Source organism: Hydrogenophaga sp. GW823-FHT04C09, from assembly GCF_058796355.1.
Map to the genome: position 1 here is coordinate 205,666 of NZ_JBXAIO010000001.1, position 18,385 is coordinate 224,050.

5 protein-coding genes are annotated in these 18,385 nt (G+C 72.4%); all 5 read right to left on the bottom strand.

Annotated elements, in window-relative coordinates; all coding sequences use genetic code 11:
* Window positions 1-15: 15 nt before the first annotated feature.
* Genes AC1Q9M_RS00945 through AC1Q9M_RS00965 form a run of 5 tightly spaced genes read right to left on the bottom strand, consistent with a single transcriptional unit; the run spans window position 16 to window position 18,380 of the window.
* Complete coding sequence (locus AC1Q9M_RS00945; RefSeq protein ID WP_382324609.1) at window positions 16-3,420, bottom strand: non-ribosomal peptide synthetase; 3,405 nt, start codon at window positions 3,418-3,420, stop codon at window positions 16-18.
* Window positions 3,417-9,932 carry a type I polyketide synthase gene (locus AC1Q9M_RS00950; RefSeq protein ID WP_492431980.1) on the bottom strand — a complete coding sequence of 2,172 codons (6,516 nt, stop codon included), beginning with the start codon at window positions 9,930-9,932 and terminating at the stop codon, window positions 3,417-3,419. Before AC1Q9M_RS00950 ends, AC1Q9M_RS00945 begins: the two co-directional genes overlap by 4 nt.
* Window positions 9,933-9,956: 24 nt before the next feature.
* Window positions 9,957-10,850, bottom strand: coding sequence for a DMT family transporter (locus tag AC1Q9M_RS00955; protein ID WP_382158218.1), 894 nt, complete (start codon window positions 10,848-10,850; stop codon window positions 9,957-9,959).
* Window positions 10,851-10,863: 13 nt separating this feature from the next.
* Window positions 10,864-11,766: a DMT family transporter gene (locus AC1Q9M_RS00960; protein ID WP_382324599.1), complete on the bottom strand. Its 903-nt coding sequence runs from the start codon at window positions 11,764-11,766 to the stop codon at window positions 10,864-10,866.
* Complete coding sequence (locus tag AC1Q9M_RS00965; protein ID WP_492431983.1) at window positions 11,763-18,380, bottom strand: SDR family NAD(P)-dependent oxidoreductase; 6,618 nt, start codon at window positions 18,378-18,380, stop codon at window positions 11,763-11,765. Before AC1Q9M_RS00965 ends, AC1Q9M_RS00960 begins: the two co-directional genes overlap by 4 nt.
* Window positions 18,381-18,385 lie beyond the last annotated feature (5 nt).

Genomic DNA, 18,385 nt, shown 5'->3' on the forward strand with positions numbered 1-18,385 from the left:
CTGGGACCCATCCCCTTACCCCTGAATCTGTTTGGCGGCGCGCGCGCGGGCGCGCTCCAGCGCCCCACTGGCGCCCACCGGTGTTGACATGCGTTCGGCCTGGGCGGCCACGGTGGTGCGCTGGAACAGCTCCACCAGCGGGAACTCTTTCCCGAACTCGCGCTGCATCGCCGACTGCAGCCGGACCAGCAGCAGCGAGTGGCCGCCGAGGTCGAAGAAGTTGGCGTGCAGGCCCACGCGCTGGGTGTTCAGCACCTCGCGCCAGAGCGCGGCGACCTGGCGCTGCACCGGCGTCATGAGGGCCTCGTCGGCGACGTCGGCCGCCTCGTCCATCACCAGCGCCGGCGCCGGCAGGGCCTTGCGGTCCACCTTGCCGTTGGGCGTGAGCGGCAGCGCCTCCAGCACCATGAAGAGGTTGGGCACCATGTACTCGGGCAGCTGCACGCGCAACGTGGCGCGCGCGGCCTCGGTCTCGAAAGTGGCGCCGGGCTGGCTCACGACATAGGCCACCAGGCGCTGATCGCCGGGCGTGTCCTCGCGCACGTGCACCACGCAGTCCTTGATGCCCTCGTGTTTCGCGAGCACGGTTTCGATCTCGCCCAGCTCGATGCGAAAGCCGCGCACCTTGACCTGGTGGTCGCGCCGGCCGACGAACTCCATGCGGCCGTCGGCCAGGAAGCGCACCACGTCGCCGGTGCGGTAGACCCGCGTCGGTCCCACGCCGGGCAGGTCCAGTGTCACGAACTTCTCGGCCGTCAGGTCGTCGCGGTTGCGGTAGCCGCGCGCCAGGCCGTCGCCACCGATGCACAGCTCGCCGCCCACGCCCACCGGCGCCGGCAGGCCCGAAGGCTCCAGCACATAGACCTGGGTGTTGGCGATCGGGCGCCCGATGGAGATCGCGCGCTGCGTGTCGGTGACGCGCCAGACCGTGGACCAGATGGTGGTCTCGGTCGGGCCGTACATGTTCCACAGCTCGCCGCCGGTGGCCAGCAGCTTGTCGGCCAGGTCACGCGGCAGGCCTTCGCCGCCGCACAGCATCTTCAGACCGGGCCGGCCTTGCCAGCCGCTTTCCAGCAGCAGGCGCCAGGTGGCCGGCGTGGCCTGCAGCAGCGTGGCCTCGGACCGGTCGAGCAGCGCCGCCAGGCGCACGCCGTCGAGCGCGGTCGCGCGCGAGGCCAGCACCACCGTGCCACCGACCGTGAGCGGGCCGTGGATTTCCAGGCCCGCGATGTCGAACGACAGTGTGGTCACCGAGACGAAGCGGTCCTGCGCGGTGATGCCCGGCTCGCGGTGCATGGACAGCAGGAAGTTCACCACCGCGCGGTGCTCCAGCATCACGCCCTTGGGGCGGCCGGTGGAGCCGGAGGTGTAGATCACGTAGGCCAGGTCGCCGCAAGCCGCCAGGGGCGCCGGGTCGGCGGCCGGCTGGGCCGCGAGCGTGGCGGCATCGCGGTCCATGCAGACCGCTCGGATGCCGGTAGGCAGGCCTTCGGCCTGGGTCGACTGGGTCACGACGATGGACAGCTCCGCGTCTTCCATCATGTAGTCGATGCGGTCCTTGGGGAACGCCGGGTCGAGCGGCACGTAGGCCGCGCCGGCCTTGAGCACGCCCAGCACCGCGACCACCATGTCTTCGCTGCGCTCCATCCACACCCCGACCAGCGACTCGCGCCCCGCGCCCAGGGCGCGCAGGTGGTGGGCCAGCTGGTTGGCCCGGGCGTTGAGTTCGGCGTAGCTCAGCGCCACGTCCTCGAACTGCAGCGCCACCGCGTCGGGCGTGCGCCGGGCCTGCGCCTCGAACAGGCCGTGCACGGTCTGCTCGGTCGGGTACGGCATGGTGGTGGCGTTCCAGTCCAGCAGCAGCTGGCGCTGTTCGCCGTCCGTCAGCAGGGCGAGTTCGCTCACGCGCGCGTCCGGCCGCTCCACGAAGCCTTCGAGCAGCTTGCGGTAGTGGTTGAGCATGCGCTCGATGGTCGAGACGTCGAACAGGTCGGTGTTGTATTCGAAGTAGCAGCGCAGGCCGTGCACGATGTCGAACACGTCGACGGACAGGTCGAAGCGCGAGGCGGTCACGTCCAGGTCCACGCTGTCGCAGCGCAAGCCGGGCAGCTCCAGGCTGGTCATGGACAGGTTCTGCAGCACGAACAGCACCTGGAACAGCGGCGAGTGGTCCAGCTCGCGGCGCGTGCCCAGCTCGTCGACCAGCATGTCGAACGGCATCTCCTGGTGCGCGTAGGCCCGCAGCGCGCGCTCGCGCACGCGGACCATGAGTTCGCGCACCGTCGGGTCGCCGTTCAGGTCGGCGCGCAGCACCAGGTTGTTGGCGAAGAAGCCGATGGTGTGCTCGACCTCGGAGCGGTTGCGGTTGGCGATGGCCGAGCCGATGGCGATGTCGGTCTCGCCGCTGTAGCGGTGCATGAGCACCTGGAAGGCCGAGAGCATCACCATGAACAGCGTCGTGCCCTCGGCGCGGCCGAAGGCCTTGAGGCGGTCGGAGAAGGCGGGCGTGAGCTGCAGCGCGCAGCGCGAGCCGTGGGTGGTCTGCACCGGCGGGCGGGGCCGGTCGGTGGGCAGCTGCAGCATCGACGGCAGGCCGGCGAGTTCGCGCTTCCAGAACGCCAGGTGCTCGTCGATCGCGCCCTGCGCGAAGGCGCGGCGCTCCCATTCGGCGTAGTCGTAGTACTGGATGGGCGGCTCGACCACCGTCACTTCGTGGCCGGTCGCCAGGCGCGAATACAGGTCGCGGAACTCCAGCATGAAGATGCCGAGCGACAGGCCGTCGGACACGATGTGGTCCAGCGCGAAGGCGAACACCTGCTGCTGCCCGCTCTCGCGGATCAGGCCGGCATGAATCAAGGGCGCCTGCGACAGGTCGAACGGGCGGCGCGCGATGCTTTCGATGGCCTGCTTGCACGCCGCGTCGCGCGCGGCGCCCTGCAGGTGCGAGATGTCGATGCGGTCCAGGTGCACGCGGGCGTTCGGGTCGATCACGAAACGCGGCTCGCCCTGCACCGAGATGAAGCGCGTGCGCAGGCTTTCGTGCCGCGCCACCAGCACCGCCAGCACGCGCTCGAGCACGGCCTCGTCCAGCGGCCCGGTGATGCGCAGGGACGCCGCGATGTTGTAGGCGTGGCTGGTGGGGTCCATCTGGCGCAGGAACCACAGCCGCTGCTGGGTGTGCGAGATCGGCATGTCGGCCTGGCGCGGCACGCGCTCCAGCGCCGGCAGCACCGAGCGGGCGGGCGCGGTGCCGTGCGCCGCCAGGTAGGCCTTGACCTCGTCCTTGCGCCGCCCGAGTTCCTCGCGGAGTTCGGCCGTCACCGCGCCTTTGGGCGCGTTGACGCTGAGCCGGTCTCCGTCGAGTTTCAGATGGATGTCCAGCCCTTGAAGCCGCTTGATCAACTCAACGGTATCGCTCACAACGTGAGTTCCTCCCGGCTGTCGGCGTCGGAGGCATCCGAGGTGTCGTCATCGCCATAGAGGCTGTTCAGGTGGGTCGCCATCTCGCCCACCGAAGGCCATTCGAAGGCGGCCGTGGCGGCCACGCTGCGGCCCAGCGCCTGTTGCAGGCGGTTGCGCAGTTCCACCGAGGTGAGCGAGTCCAGGCCCAGCGCGGTGAAGGTCTGGTCCACCGGGATCGATTGCGGCGAACCCGCCAGGCCCAGCACGGTGGCCAGCTCGCGGCGCACCAGCGTCACGAGCTGTTCGCGCCGCTCCTTGGCCGGCAGGCTGGCGTAGTCCACGCGCGCGGCGCTGCCCTGGGCCTGGCCACCGCCGCGGTTCTGCGCGGCCGCGAGCAGGTCCGACAGGAGCCTGGGCGCCTGCCCGGCCGGCATCTGCTGGCCCAGCAGCGCCCAGTCGATCGGCGCGACCGAGCTGCGGGTGGCGTTGTCGCGCAGCAGCACGCTCAGCGCCTGCATGCCTTCGGCCGGCGACAGCGAGGCCAGGCCTTGCGCACCCGCCTTGGAGACCGTGCCGGCCCGCACCGCCATGCCCACCTCGCTCCACGCGCCCCAGTTGACGCTGAGGGCGGAGCGGTCCGCGTCACGGCGCTGGCGCGCCAGCGCATCGAGAAAAGCGTTGGCCGCCACGTAGTTGCCCTGCCCCGCCGAGCCGAACACGGCCGACAGCGAGGAGTAGAAGACCACGAAGTCGGGCCGGTGACCGGCGCGCTCCAGGGCCACGCTCAGGCGCCACGCGCCGTCGGCCTTGGGCCCCATCACGGTGGCGAAGCGTTCCGGCGTCTGCTTGATGAGCACGCCGTCGTCGAGCACCGCCGCGCCGTGGATGACACCGCCCAGCGCGGGCATGTCCTTCAGGGCGGCCATGAGGCGCGCGATGCCGTCGGCCGTGGCCACGTCGGCCGAGACAGTCTTCACGCTCACGCCCTCGGCTTCCATGGCCGCGATGGCGTCGCGCGCGGTCGCATCGGGTTCGCTGCGACCGGCCAGCAGCAGGTGGCGGGCGCCCTCGCCGGCCAGCCATTGGCCTGCCAGCAGGCCCAGGCCCTTGAGGCCGCCGGTGACGAGGTAGGTGGCGTCGTCGCGCACCGCCTGCGTGACCTTGCGCGGGTCCACGCGGTGGCGGAACACCACGCGGCCGATGTGCTTGGCCTGCGCCATGTAGCGGAAGGCGTCGGGCGCGTTTTCGAACGGGAAAGTGGTGCAAGGCAGCCACGGCAGCACGCCCGACTCGATCTCCTGCAGCACGCGCGTGAAGATCTGGCCCACGATCTCGGGGGTGTCGCGCGCGTTGTCGTTGCAGTCCACGATGTGGTACTCGATGCCCCGGTTGAGCTCGGCCACGCGCTCGTGCGTCCACAGGCCGCGCTTGCCGATCTCGAGGAAGACGCCGCCGTCGGACAGGCATTCGAAGCTGCGATCCAGCAGCTGGCCGGCCAGCGAGTTGAGCACCAGGCGCACACCCTTGCCTTCGGTGATGCGGGCGATCTCGTCGGCGAACGAGTCGCTGCGCGAGTCCAGCGGGTGGTGCACCCCGAGGCGGCGCAGTTCCTCGCGCTTCTCGGGGCTGCCGGCGGTGGCGAAGATTTCCGCGCCCGCGCGGCGGGCCAGCGCGATGGCGGCCATGCCCACGCCGCCCGCGCCCGAGTGGATCAGCACGCGGTCGCCCTTGCTCATCTTGCCCAGCAGGTTGAGTGTGATGTCGGCGGTGAGGTAGGCGGTGGGGATCGCGGCGCCCTGCTCGAAGCTCACGCCGTCGGGCAGCGGTGCGACGAATTCCCAGCGCGCGATCGCGTGGCTGGAGAAGGCGCCTTCGAGCATGGCGACCACGCGGTCGCCGACCTTGAACTGCGTCACGCCCTCGCCCACGGCCACGACCTCACCCGAGGCGTCGCTGCCCAGGTGGCGGATCTCGCCGGGGTACATGCCCAGCGCGCTGAGCACGTCGCGGAAGTTCAGGCCGCTGGCGCGCACCCGGATCTCGACCTCGCCTTTACCGGGTGCGCGGCGCTCCAGCGTGCCCAGGGTCAGGTTTTCGAGCGTGCCGCGCTCGGTGATGTTCAGGCGGATCGGCGCGTCGTCGATGTGCGGCGCGTTGGAGCGCGGCTGGCGCGCCAGGCGGGCGGCGTAGCGCACGCCCTTGCGCAAGGCGACCTGGTTCTCTTCGCTGCCGGACAGCATTTCGTCGAGCAGCAGGCGCGCGTCGCTGGGCGTGGCTTGCGGATCGAGGTCCACCAGGGTCACGCGCAGCTCGGGGTGCTCGGTCGCGGCCACCCGCGCCAGGCCGGCCACCGGGGCCTGCGTGATGCGCAGTTCCTCGGTGCCGTCCACCGACTGGCTGCCGGCGGTGGCGATCCACAGGCGCGGCGCCGACGGCAGCCCGGCCTGCGCCAGGGCCTGCAGGGTCAGCAGCGCGGCGTCCACGCCGAAGCGCTGCACCGCGCTGGGCAGGTCGTCGTCGCGCAGCGCCGGCACGCGCAGCGGCCACAGCGACACCACGCCACGCAACGCGCCACCCTCGGCGGCCTTGGCCACCAGGCGGGCGTACTCGCCGGCCTGGGTCTCGTCGATCACCGTGGCGCCCGCTCCGGCCGCGCTGCCCGAAGGCAGCACGCGGAGGGCCTGGCCGCCGCGCTGGGCGATCTCGTCGGCCAGCCGCTGGCCTCGGCCCTGGCCTTCGTCGAACACCAGCCAGGTGCCTTCGGCGGTGGCGGGCTCGGCCACCAGGGCCTCGGGCTTCCATTGCAGTTCGTAGAGCCAGTCGGCCACCTGCGCGTCCACGCGCTGGCGGAACAACTCGCGGCTGGCGCGGCGGCAGCGCAGGCCTTCGAGCAGGGCCACGGGCTGGCCGTCGGGCGTCTCGATGTGCACGTCGAGCACCAGCATGTCGCTGTGCGGCGGCGCCGGGCGCACGCGCGCATGGCTGCGCAGCGTGGCGGTGGGCGTGGCGTTCCAGAGGTAGCGGTCCACACCGATGGGCAGGTAGAAACGGCCGTCGTTGGCGCTGGGCAGCGTGTCCATGGCGACCGCCGAGGTGTGGAAGCAGGCGTCGAGCAGCGCGGGGTGCATCAGGTACTTGCCCGCATCGGCCTGGACCGCGTCGGTCAGCACGATCTCGCCGATGGCCTCGCCCTCGCCGCACCAGACGCGGCGCATGCCCCGGAAGCCGGCGCCGAAATCGACGCCCAGCTTGCGCACCTTCTCGTAGAACGGTGCGACCTCGACCTCGTTGGTCAATCGCTTCGCCGCGTCGGCCACCGGCGACACCGGCACCGCCTCGACCGGGCCACGCAGCGGCTCGGCGCTGGCGTGCTGGGTCCATTCGGCGTCGGGCCGCTTCGCGTCGCGGCTGAACACCCGCACGCGCGAGGGCGCACCGCCCAAAGCCTTGTCCACCGAGACCTGCATGAGCCGCTGTTCGCCGTCGAGCAGGGGCATGGGTTCGCCGATCTCCACCGCCGTGAGCCCGGTGACGGCCGGGTCGGCCTGCCGCGCCCCGGCCAGCGCGGCTTCGAGGTAGGCGGTCAGCGGCATCACGGCCTCGGACGCGATCACGTGGTCCACCACCCAGGCCGGGCTGGTGGCGTCCACCGTGCGTTCGAACTGCGCGGCCACGCCGGCCACGTTCAGGCGCTCGCCGAGCAGGTCGTGCACCGAGTCGCCGGCCACGCGGCGGGCGCGCGGCGCGAAGGGCACCAGGTAGGCCTGGCGCTGGAAGGGGTACAGCGGCAGCTCCAGGCTGTGGCGCACGCCCGGGCCTTGCACGGCCGTCCAGTTCAGTTTCGCGCCACGCACATACAGGCGCGCCACGCTGTCGAGCATCTGTTCCCAGCCGCCCTTGCTGCGCTTGAGCGAGGGCAGCCAGTCGGTCGCCGTGCCTTCGGGCACGCACTGCATGCCCAGGCCGATGAGCGTGGGGTTGGGCCCGACTTCGAGGTGCACGTCGCACTGCGTGGCGGCCAGCGCGCGCGCGCCGCTCTCGAAGGCCACCGGTGCGCGCACATGGCTGGCCCAGTAGTCGGCCATGCGGGAGCCCCATTTCGCCCAGTCCATGGGCGCGCCGTCGAGGTTGGAAATCCAGGTGAGTGTGGGCGCCGAGTGGGTCACGCTGGCGGCGAGCTGGCGGAATGCTTCCACCATGGGGTCCATCAGCGGCGAGTGGAAGGCGTGCGACACCGACAGCGCCTGCGTGCGCACGCCCTGCTCGGCCAGGCGCGCCGCGATGGCCGTCACCTCGGCGCCGGCACCGGCGATCACCAGGTTGCCCGGCGCGTTGAAGGCGGCGACCGACACCTTGTGGGCGTGCGGCGCGATCTCGCGCTGCACCAGCGCCGCGTCGCCCTGCACCGCCACCATGGCGCCACCGGCCGGCAGCGCCTGCATCAGGCGGCCCCGGGCCGCGATCAGGCGCGCGCCGTCTTCCAGGCTGAACACGCCCGCGACCACGGCGGCGGCGAACTCGCCCACGCTGTGGCCGATCACCACCGTGGGCTCGATGCCCCAGCTGCGCCAGGTGGCCGCGAGCGCGACCTCGATGGCGAACAGCGCGGGTTGCGTGAAACCGGTCTGGTCCAGGCTGCCACCGGTCTCCTCGAACATCACCTCGCGCAGCGGCCGGCCCAGCAAGGGGTCGAGCACGGCCGCGCAGCGGTCGATCGTGGCCTTGAACACGGGCTCGGCGTCGTAGAGCTCGCGGCCCATGCCGACGTACTGCGCGCCCTGCCCGGTGAAGAGGAAGGCCACGCGGTTGCGGCCGCTGGCCGAGACGGAACCCTGCACGGCCGACTGGCCGGTGCTGGCGAGTTCGCGCAGCTGGGCCAACATGCCGGCGCGGTCGGCCGCGACCAGCACCGTGCGCAGCAGGTGGTGTGAACGGCCGATGGCGGCGGTGGCGCACACGTCGGCCAGGGCATCGGCCGGGCGTTGTTCCAGGTGGTCGGCGTAGCGCTGCGCCAGCGCCTGCAGCGCCGCGTCGTTCTTGGCCGACAGCGGCATGGCGTACAGCGGCCGCGCGGGCGCGGCGGCCAGCGCGGGCGCGGCGGGCGGCTCGGCCACCAGCACGTGCGCGTTCATGCCGCTGAAGCCGAAGGCGCTGGCGCCGGCGATGCGGCGCGCGTCGCCCACCGGCTTCCAGTCGTGCAGCGCGGTGCTCACGCGCACCGGCAGTGTGTCCCAGGGGATGGACGGCGTGAGCTGCTTCACATGCAGGCTGGCGGGCAGCTTCTGGTGGCGCAGCGCCATCACCAGCTTGATCACGCTGGCCACGCCGGAGGCGGCTTCGAGGTGGCCGATGTTGGATTTGACCGAACCGACCTCGAAGGGCTGGTGCATGGCGCGGCCTTCGCCGTACACGGCGGCCAGCGCCTCGACCTCGATCGGGTCACCCAGCGAGGTGCCGGTGCCGTGGGCCTCGACGTAGCTCACGTCGGTGGGTTTGAGGCGGGCCGAGGCCAGCGCCTGGCGCACCACTTCCTGCTGAGCCAGGCCGTTGGGCACGGTCAGGCCGCTGGAGCGGCCGTCCTGGTTGATCGCCGAGCCCGGGATCACGCCCAGGATGCGGCGGCCGTTGGCCACGGCGTCGGACAGGCGCTCGAGCACGATCAGGCCGCAGCCTTCGCCGCGCACGAAGCCGTTGGCCGAGGCGTCGAAGGTCTTGCAGCGGCCGTCGGGCGACAACATGCCCCACTTGGAGATCAGCACGAAGGGGTCGGGCGAGAGGATGGCGTTGACGCCGCCGGCCAGCACCAGGTTGCTCTCGCCGTTGCGCAGGCTCTGGCAGGCGGTGTGGATGGCCACCAGCGAGGACGAGCAGGCGGTGTCGATCGCCATGCAGGGGCCACGGAAGCCGAAGGTGAAGGACACGCGGCCCGCCGCCGCGTTGAGCGCGGTGCCGGTGGCCAGGTAGATGTCGCTGCGGGCCGGGTCGGCCACGTCGATGCGGTTGGAGTAGTCCATCGACGTGATGCCGACGAACACGCCGGTCAGACTGCCGTCGAGCTGGTCGGTCGGGATCGCGGCGTGCTCCATCGCCTCCCAGGCCACCTCCAGCAGCAGCCGCTGCTGCGGGTCCACGCCCGCGGCCTCGCGCGGCGACATGCCGAAGAAGCTGGGTTCGAACTGGTCGATGTCTTTCAGGAAGCCGCCGGCCTTGGTGCGCGCCTTGCCCTGCTTGCTCGGGTCCGGGTCGTAGTACGCGTCCACCTCCCAGCGGTCGGCGGGCACCTCGCCCACCACGTCCTTGCCCTCGGTCAGCAGGTTCCAGAAGCTGTCGGCGTCTTCCGCGCCACCGGGCACGCGGCAGGCCATGCCCACGATGGCGATCGGCTCGTGCTTGGCGTTCTCGACCGCGTCCAAGCGGGACTGCAGGCGCTCGATGGCGCCGAGCGCGTTCTGCAGCATGTTGCGCCGATCGGCGGCGGGCGCCGGCTGGGCGGGCGTCGATTCAGGGGGGTTGGTCCGATCTGACTGCATATCACTTCCTCACTGAAAACTTCATCACGGCGTCGACCGCGCCATCACCGCGTCGCGGGCATGCAGGCGCGGCTCGCGCAGCCACAGGCAGAGCGCAGCACCAACGATCAACAGGAGCCCCAGCGCCATGCGCGGGACCGACATATCATGCCCCAGCCCTGCCACCCAGAAGAGCGGCACGGTGAAGGCAATTTGTAAATACGCGAAGGGTGCCGAAATACTCACGGGCGCGGCGGCGGCGGAGCGGTCCAGCGCCAGCAAAGCCACGTAACCGAGCAGGCCGATCGCCACCATGGTGAGCAGGTCGGTCAGCGGCGGCGTGATCCACAGGCCGGGCATGGCGGGCGTGAGCGCCACGAACACGCCGGCGGCGGTGTAGAACAGGTTGGTGCGGGTGGTTTCGGTGCGCAGCGAGCGCGTCATCACCACGTAGACGCTGAAACACAGGGCCATGCCCAGGGGATAGACCAGCAGCGACGGCCCCGGCAGCCCGTACAGGCCGTTGACCAGCAGGCCACCCAGGCAGGCCACGAAGGTGGCCACCCAGACCAGCAGCGGCACGCGGTCCTGCAGAAACACCCAGGCCAGCCCGAGGATCAGCACCGGGCTGATCCAGAAGATCGTCATGACCGAATGCCCGGGCACGCCCATCTGCATGCCGATCACCCAGGACGCGGGCATGCCGAGCATCAGCAGCGAGCGCGCCACATGGAACACCGGGCGGCGCGTCTGCCAGAGCGAGGCCGGCTCGCGCCATCCCCACAGCGCCAGCATCAGCGCCAGGTGCACGGCATAGCGGGTCCAGACCACCTGGTACGGGGAATAGTGGCGCAGCACGTTCGCGGCCATGGCCTCGATCCCCGCCCACAGCAGGACGAAGGCCAGCATCAGCAGGATGGCGCGGCGGTTGGCAGTCACCCTGTCACCTCCTTCAGTCCAAGCCCGCGTGGCCGGTGTCGGCCAGCAGCGAGGTCATGTGCCAGGAAGACCCGCGCCGGCGCTGGCGCAGCGCGAGCCACAGGCCGGCGGCGAGCAGCACGGCGCCCACGGCGATCAGGCCCGGCAGCGGGTGCGATGCCACCCAGGCGAAGGCCAGCGTGAAACCGATCTGCAGGTACAGCAGCGGCGCGGTGCGTGAGATCGGCGCCACCGCCGTCAGCCGCTCCAGCGCCAGCAACGCGCCCAGGCCCAGCACCGCCACGCCCACGAGCAGCAGCAGGTCGGGCGCGCTCGGTGTCACCCAGCCCGAGGGCATCAGCGGCAACAGCAGCAGGCAGGCGCCCAGGCCGGTGTAGAACAGGTTCACGCGGGTGGGCTCGGCGTGCAGCAGGCGCGTCATCACCACGTACACGCTGAAGCAGGCGGCCATGGCCACCGGGAACACCAGCAACTCGGGCCGGGGCAGCGCGTGCGGGCCCAGCAGCAGGAACACGCCCACGCTGGCCGCCGCCGCGAAGCCGAAGAGCCTGAGCGGCACGCGCTCGCGCAGCACCAGGCGCGACAGGCCCAGGATCATCAGGGGCGCGATCCAGAACACCGCCAGGAAGGTGACCGGCGCCAGGCCGCGCTGCACACCCAGCGACCAGCAGGCCGGCATGCCCACCATCATCGCGGCGCGGAACAGCTGCGACACCGGCCTGCGCGTGCGCCACAGCGAGGGGCCGTTGCCGCGCCCGAACAGCATCCACAACAGGGCCAGGTGCAGCGCGAAGCGCAGGCACACGACCTGCGCGAGGCCGTAGCGCTGCAGGAGCACGCCGGTGAGCGCCTCCTCGGCCGCCCACAGGGCCACGAAGATGATCGTCAGGCGCATGCCAAGAGAACGGTATTTCATCGGGTCTGCTCCAGTCTGGCCAGCAAGCGGGCCTCCAGTTCGTCGTCGCTGAGCGAATCCAGGTCCGCATCGGCATCGGGCACCTCGACCTCGGCCACCGTGGCGGGCGCCGCGGTGGGTGCCGGGGGTGCGGCCGGCTTGACGGTGAGCTGGGTTTCCAGAAAGCGCGCGAGCGCGCCCACGTTGGGGTAGTTGAAGGTCAGCGTGGACGGCAGCGCACGGGCGGCGCCGCGCTCCAGCCGCCGCTTGAGTTCGACCGCCATCAGCGAGTCCATGCCCAGGTCGAACAGCCCGGTGGCGATCGGCACCACGGCGGGCCCGGCCAAGCCGAGCACCGAGGCCACCTCCTGCCGCACGAACTCCACCAGCAGGTCGTGGCGCATCGCGGGCGGCGCGGCCTCCAGCCTCGCCTGCAGCGAAGGCCCGCTGTCCGCGCGCGGCGCTTCCACCACGGCGGCGCGCGGTGCGATGCCCAGGTGCGACAGCAGCGGGCGCGATCGGCGCGCCTCGTGCAAGGCCTTGAGCGCGCTCCAGTCCACCTGGGCCACGACCGCCTGCCGCGCCGTGCCGCCCAGCAGGCGGCCCAGCGCGTCCAGCGCGTCGGCGGCGGCCATGGGCTGCAGGCCGCCTTCGCGGTAGCTGCGCTGGTCGTCGCTGGAGGCCAGGCGCATCACCTCCCAGGTGCCCCAGTTCACCGAGATCACGCGGCGCGAGGCGTCGCTGGCCTCGGCCAGCGTGTCGAGGAAGGTGTTGGCGGCCGCGTAGTGGGCCAGCCCCGAGGCGCCGAGCAAGGCGGTGGTCGAGGAGAACAGCACCAGGAAATCGAGCGGCATGCCGCGCGTGAGGCGCTCGAGCACCAGCGTGCCCGCGAGCTTGGGGGCCAGCATCTGGCGCACCATCGCGTCGTCGAGCTGGAGCAGCGGCGCCGCGCTCAGCGCGGCGGCGGCGTGCATCACGCCGCGCAGCGGCGGCGCGTCGCGTTTGAGCTGTTCGAAGGCGCGCGCCATCGCGGCCTCGTCGGCCACGTCGGCCTGCACCGCGTGCACGCGAGCACCCAGGACCTCGATCTCGGCCACGCCGGGCGCGCCGAGGTCGGGGTTGCGCCCCAGCAAGGCGATGTGGCGCGCGCCGTGTTCCGCCAGCCAGCGCGCCACCACCAGGCCCAGGCCGCCGAAACCGCCGGTGACGAGGTAACAGGCGTCGGCGCTGAAACTCAGCGGTGCGGCGGGCGGCGTGTCGGCCTGGACCAGGCGCGCCACACGGCGCTGACCATCGCGCCAAGCCACCTGGTCTTCACCGTCCACCGCGTCGAGCGCTTCCAGCAGCGTGTCCGCGGTCGAGGCCGACGGCAGGTCGATCAGGCCGCCCCAGGCGCCGGGCTGTTCGAGCGAGAAGCCACGCCCCCATCCCCACAGCGGCGCCTGCCAGGCGGCGCCCGGGCTCATGGCCCCACCGGCACCGCCTTGCACGCCCTGCGTCACGAACCGGATGCGGCCCTGCCCTTGCGCGGCCGCCGCCAGCCAGCGGCGCGGCGTTTCGCCCGCGAGCGTGTGAGTCAGGGTGGCGGCTTCGCGGTCGTCGAGACCGCGCTCTGCGAGTTCGAGGCCGGCCAGGTAAATGATCTCGCCCAGCGCGCCGGCGGGCGGCACGGCGTCCGCCGCCAGGATTTGCACCTGGTCGCCGCGCGCGCGCAGGCGCTCGGCCAGCGCCTGGCCCAGGCCCTGCACGTCGCCCACCAGGGTCCAGGTCTGGCCGCCGAGCGGGGCCTGCGCCAGCATCAGCGCCTGCTGGGCCGCGCCGCGCGTGGTCCAGCGGTCGTCGGGCACCGCGCAGGCGCCCTGGAAGCCCAGGCCTTGCAGCGTGGCCAGCCAGGCCGAGCGCGGCACCAGGGGGTAGTCGGGCCGAAGGGCCGTGTCGGTGAAACGCCACCAGCCCTCGGTGAGGCCGAAGGTGAGGTCCACCCAGCGTTCCGGGGCCACGCCCTCCAGCAGGAACAGCATGGCGCCGGGTGCCATCAGGCTTTTCGCGTGGCGCAGGGTCTGGGCCAGGTCGGCGGTGGCGTGCAGCACGTTGGCCGCGATCACGATGTCGTAGGCACCGGCCGCGAAGCCTTGCGCCAACGGGTCGCGCTCGATGTCGAGCAGCGCGTGGCGCACGAAGGGATAGGCGGCGAAGTTCTCGGCCGCGCGCTCCAGGAACAGCGGCGAGAGGTCGGTGAAGGTGTACTCGGTGCGCTCGGCGGGCAGCAGCGGCAGCACGTAGGTGGTGGTGCCGCCGGTGCCGGCGCCGATTTCCAGCACGCGCAGGCGCGCGCCGGCGGGCAGTTGGGCGATGGCCGATTGCAAGGCTTCGCCGAGCGCGCGGTTGTAGGTCTGCGCGTAGGGCGAGTCCACGTAGAGCTTGCGCGCCTCGTCGAACGAGCCGCCCGGGAACAGCAGCTGCAGCGGGTCCTGCTCGCCGCGCAGCACGGCGGCCAGCGCGGGCCCGCAGCGGCGCAGCGTGCGCAGTTCGCCGTCGACCGCGCCGAAGGTCTGCATCAGCGTGTCGTAGCGCGTGGCGGCATCGGCCGTGCCCAGGCGGGCCAGCACCGTGTGGCGATCCCCTTCGCCACGCAGCAGGCCGTCTTCGGCCAGCATCTGCAGCAGGCGCGCGAACAGGCGTTCGTGGCGCAGCACGACGCCCAGGCGCTGCGATTCACCGGCGGTGTCGAACCCGCGCCCCGGCGTGTCGTCGAAGCCGAGCTGGCGCAAGGCGGTGGCGACGTGATCGGTGCTCAGGCGATCGAGTTCGGGCAGCAGCCGTTCGTACACGGCCAGGCCGTGCTCGGCGGCCAGCGCGCCGAAGCGCTCGCGCAGGGCCGGCGCGAGGCCGGCGGGATCGGGCAGCGAGGCAGCGGCCGGCGCATGGGCCGGCGCGTCTTCCCACACCACCTCATGAAACAGGCCATGGCCCGAGGCATGGCCCAGGGACCGTGCCAGCGCGTCGCGCGAGGCGCGGCGCAGGTGCACGCCGCGGATCTGGCCGAGCACGCCGCCGTCGAGCGAGCGCAGGGTGACTTCGGCCTGCCACTCGGGCGGCTGCGGCTCCTGGCCCGCCGCGTTGAGCAGGCGGGCATGGCACCACAGGCTGGCGGGCAGCGGGCCGGCCAGGTCGATGCGGTCCAGGCCGGTGAAGAGGTAGGTGTGTTCGGTGTCCTCGGTCTGCGGCAGGGTCAGGCCGATGGATTGCAAGGCGCCGTCGAGCAGCGCGGGGTGTGCCCAGGTCACGGGCTCGTCGGCGCAGGCGGTGGGCAGCGCGATGCGCGCCAGGGCCTCGCCGTCGCGGCGGTGCACTTCCTGCAGGCTGCGGAAGGCGGGCCCGAGGTGGATGCCCAGGGCTTCGAGGCGCTGGTGGTAGCCCTCGCCACTGGTGGCCGCGCCCAGCGCGTCGCGCGTGGCGGTGAAGCTGGTGGTGTCGGCGCCGGCCTGGGCCTGCTGCGCGCTGCCGGGCTGCAGCCGGCCGCTGGCGTGCAGGTGCCATTCGCCCGACCCATCGGCCGCCTGGCTGTAGACGGAGAACGGCTGCGAACCACCGGACTCGGGACCCAGGTGGGTCTGCACCGTGCGGCCCGCCTCGGGCAGCACCAGGGGTTCGACGATCTCGAAGGCCTCGACCGCGCGCAAGGCACGGCCGTTCACCGCCTGGGCCGCGCCCTGCGCGAGCTCCAGCAGCAGCGGGCCGGGCACCAGCACCACGCCCTGCACCACGTGGTCGGCCAGGTAGGGCGTGCTCGTGGGCGAAAGCAGGGTCTCGAAGATCGGCACGGCGGTCGGCAGGCGCCGGCCCGGCAGGCCGCTGGGCGCCGGCGCGCGCACGGCTTTTTCGGCGGTCGGCGTGATCCAGAAATCGCGCCGTTCGAAGGGATAGGTCGGCAGGTCCACGCGCTGGCGCGCGTAGGGGCGGTCCACGCCGGCCCAGTCGACCGCCGCGCCCCGCACGTACAGCGCGGCGAGGCTGGCGTTGAGTTCGTGCCAGTCGCTCTTCTCGCGCCGCAGTGAGGTCAGCAGCAGGTGGTCCTGCTCGGGCAGGCTGCGCTGGGCCAAGGCGACCAGCACCGGATGCGGGCCGACTTCCAGGAACACGCGGTAGCCCTGCGCCGCCAGCGAGGCGATGCCTTCGGCGAAGCGCACCGGCTCGCGCAGGTGGTCGCGCCAGTAGCGCGCATCGGGCGCGCCCGGCGCGGGCAGCGCGGCGCCGCCGGTGACGTTCCAGGCCACGGGAATCTGCGGCGCGCGCATGGTCACGGCGCGCGCGCAGGCTTCCATCGCGTCCAGCGCGGGGGCCACCAGGGGCGAGTGCGCGGCGAGCGAGACGAACAGTTTCTGGCCCTGCACGTTGCGCGTGGCGAAGTCGGCGAGCAAGGCGTCGACGGCCTTCGCATCGCCCGAGACCACCACGCTGTCGGGCGCGTTGATGGCGGCAATGGCCAGCCGGTCGGCCATGGGCGCGATGGCCCGGCCCACCTCGTCGGCCGAGGTGAACACGGCGGCCATGGCGCCGCCGGGCGGCAGCGCCTGCATCAGGCGGCCGCGCTCGGCGATGAGTTTCAGGCCTTCTTCGAGCGTGAACACGCCGGCCACACAGGCCGCCACGTACTCGCCCACCGAATGGCCGATCACGGCCGCCGGCGCGATGCCCCAGGCGCGCCAGAGCTGCGTGAGCGCGTATTCGACGGCGAAGAGCGCCGGCTGCGTCCAGGCGGTTTCGTGGATGGCCGCGCCTTCGGCCGGCCCGGCGCGCAGCACGGACTTGAGCGTGCGGCCCTGGGCGTCGGCGCCCAGCAGGCTGTCGCAGCGGTCGATGATGTCGCGGTACAGCGGCGAGGCGGCGTACAGCGCCTCGCTCATGCCGGGGTACTGCGAACCCTGGCCGGTGTAGAGGAAGACCACCTCGGGGGCCACGCCCGGCGTGGCAGTGCCCCGGTGCAGCGCGGGGTGTTCGCGGCCCTGGGCGAAAGCCTGCAGGGCGGCGCGCGCTTCCTGCGCGTCGCTGGCCACCACGGCCAGGCGTTCGGCGAAATGCGAGCGGCCCACGCCGGCGGTGTGGGCCACGTCCGCCAGCGGCGCGCCAGCCGCGAGCGCGTCGGCGAAGCGGGCAGCGAGCGCGCGCAGCGCGGGCTCGGAACGGGCCGAGAGCGGCAGGCAGTGCACCGGGCGCTGGTCGCCCGAGGCGGCGGCCACGGGCGCGGGGGCCTCTTCGATCACGACGTGCGCGTTGGTGCCGCTGAAGCCGAAGGAACTCACGCCAGCCAGGCGCGGGCGTTCGCCGCGCGGCCAGGCATGGCCGTCGCGCGTCACGCTCACCGGGTACTGCGACCAGGCGATGTGCGGGCTGGGTTCGCTGAAATGCAGGTGCCGGGGGATGCGGCCGTGCTGCAGCGCGAGGATCACCTTGATCACGCCGGCCACGCCGGCCGCCGATTCGAGGTGGCCGATGTTGGTCTTGACCGAGCCGATCAGCAGCGGGTTCGCCGCGTCGCGGCCCGGGCCGAGCGCGCCGGCCAGGGCGCGCACCTCGATCGGGTCGCCGAGCGAGGTGCCGGTGCCGTGGGCCTCCACGTAGCCGATGTCGGCCGGGGCCACGCCGGCGTCGGCCAGCGCGGCGCGGATCACGGCTTCCTGCGCCGGGCCGTTGGGCACGGTGAGGCCGCCGCTGCGGCCGTCCTGGTTGGCGGCACTGCCCCGGATCACGGCGAGCACGCGGTCGCCGTCGGCCTGGGCGTGGCTCAGGCGCTTGAGCACCAGCACGCCGCAGCCCTCGCCGCGCGCGAAACCGTCGGCCGAAGCGTCGAAGGTCTTGCAGCGGCCGTCGGGCGCGAGCATGTGCGCCTTGGTCAGGGCGATGGTGGTCTCGGGCGAGCACATCAGGTTCACGCCACCGGCCAGCGCGGTGCGCGATTCGCCGCTGCGCAGGCTCTGGCAGGCCACGTGCAGCGCCACCAGCGAGGACGAGCAGGCGGTGTCGATGGACATCGCCGGGCCCTGCAGGCCGAGGAAATACGAGACACGGCCCGAGGCCACGCTGTGCGCGTTGCCCGAGGCGATGTAGGCGTCGATGCTGTCGCTGCCGCGCTGCAGCACGCGGTGGAAGTGGTCGCTGTTGCACAGGCCGAAGAAGACGCCGGTGGGCGAACCGGCCAGGCCTTCGGGCGAGAGGCCCGCCTGCTCCAGCGCTTCCCACGACACCTCCATCAGCAGGCGCTGCTGCGGGTCCATGGTGAGGGCCTCGCGCGGCGAGATGCCGAAGAAGGCGGGGTCGAAACCGGCCACGTCGTCCAGGAAGCCGCCGTTGCGCACCGACATGCGGGCCGGGGCGTCGGGATCGGCGTCGAAGAAGGCGTCCTTGTCCCAGCGGTCGGCGGGCACGTCGCGGATCGCGTCGCGCCCGGCTTCGAGCAGGTCCCAGAACGCTTCGGGGTTGGTGGCGCCGCCGGGGAAGCGGCAGCCCATGCCGATCACCGCGATGGGCTCGTTGGAATGCGTGCCCGCGGCTTCCGCCTTTTCGTGCAGCTCCAGCGCCAGCAGCGCCAGGCGCTTGGGCGAGAGTTTGCTGATGCGGTCGAGAAAGTCGCTCATGTCGT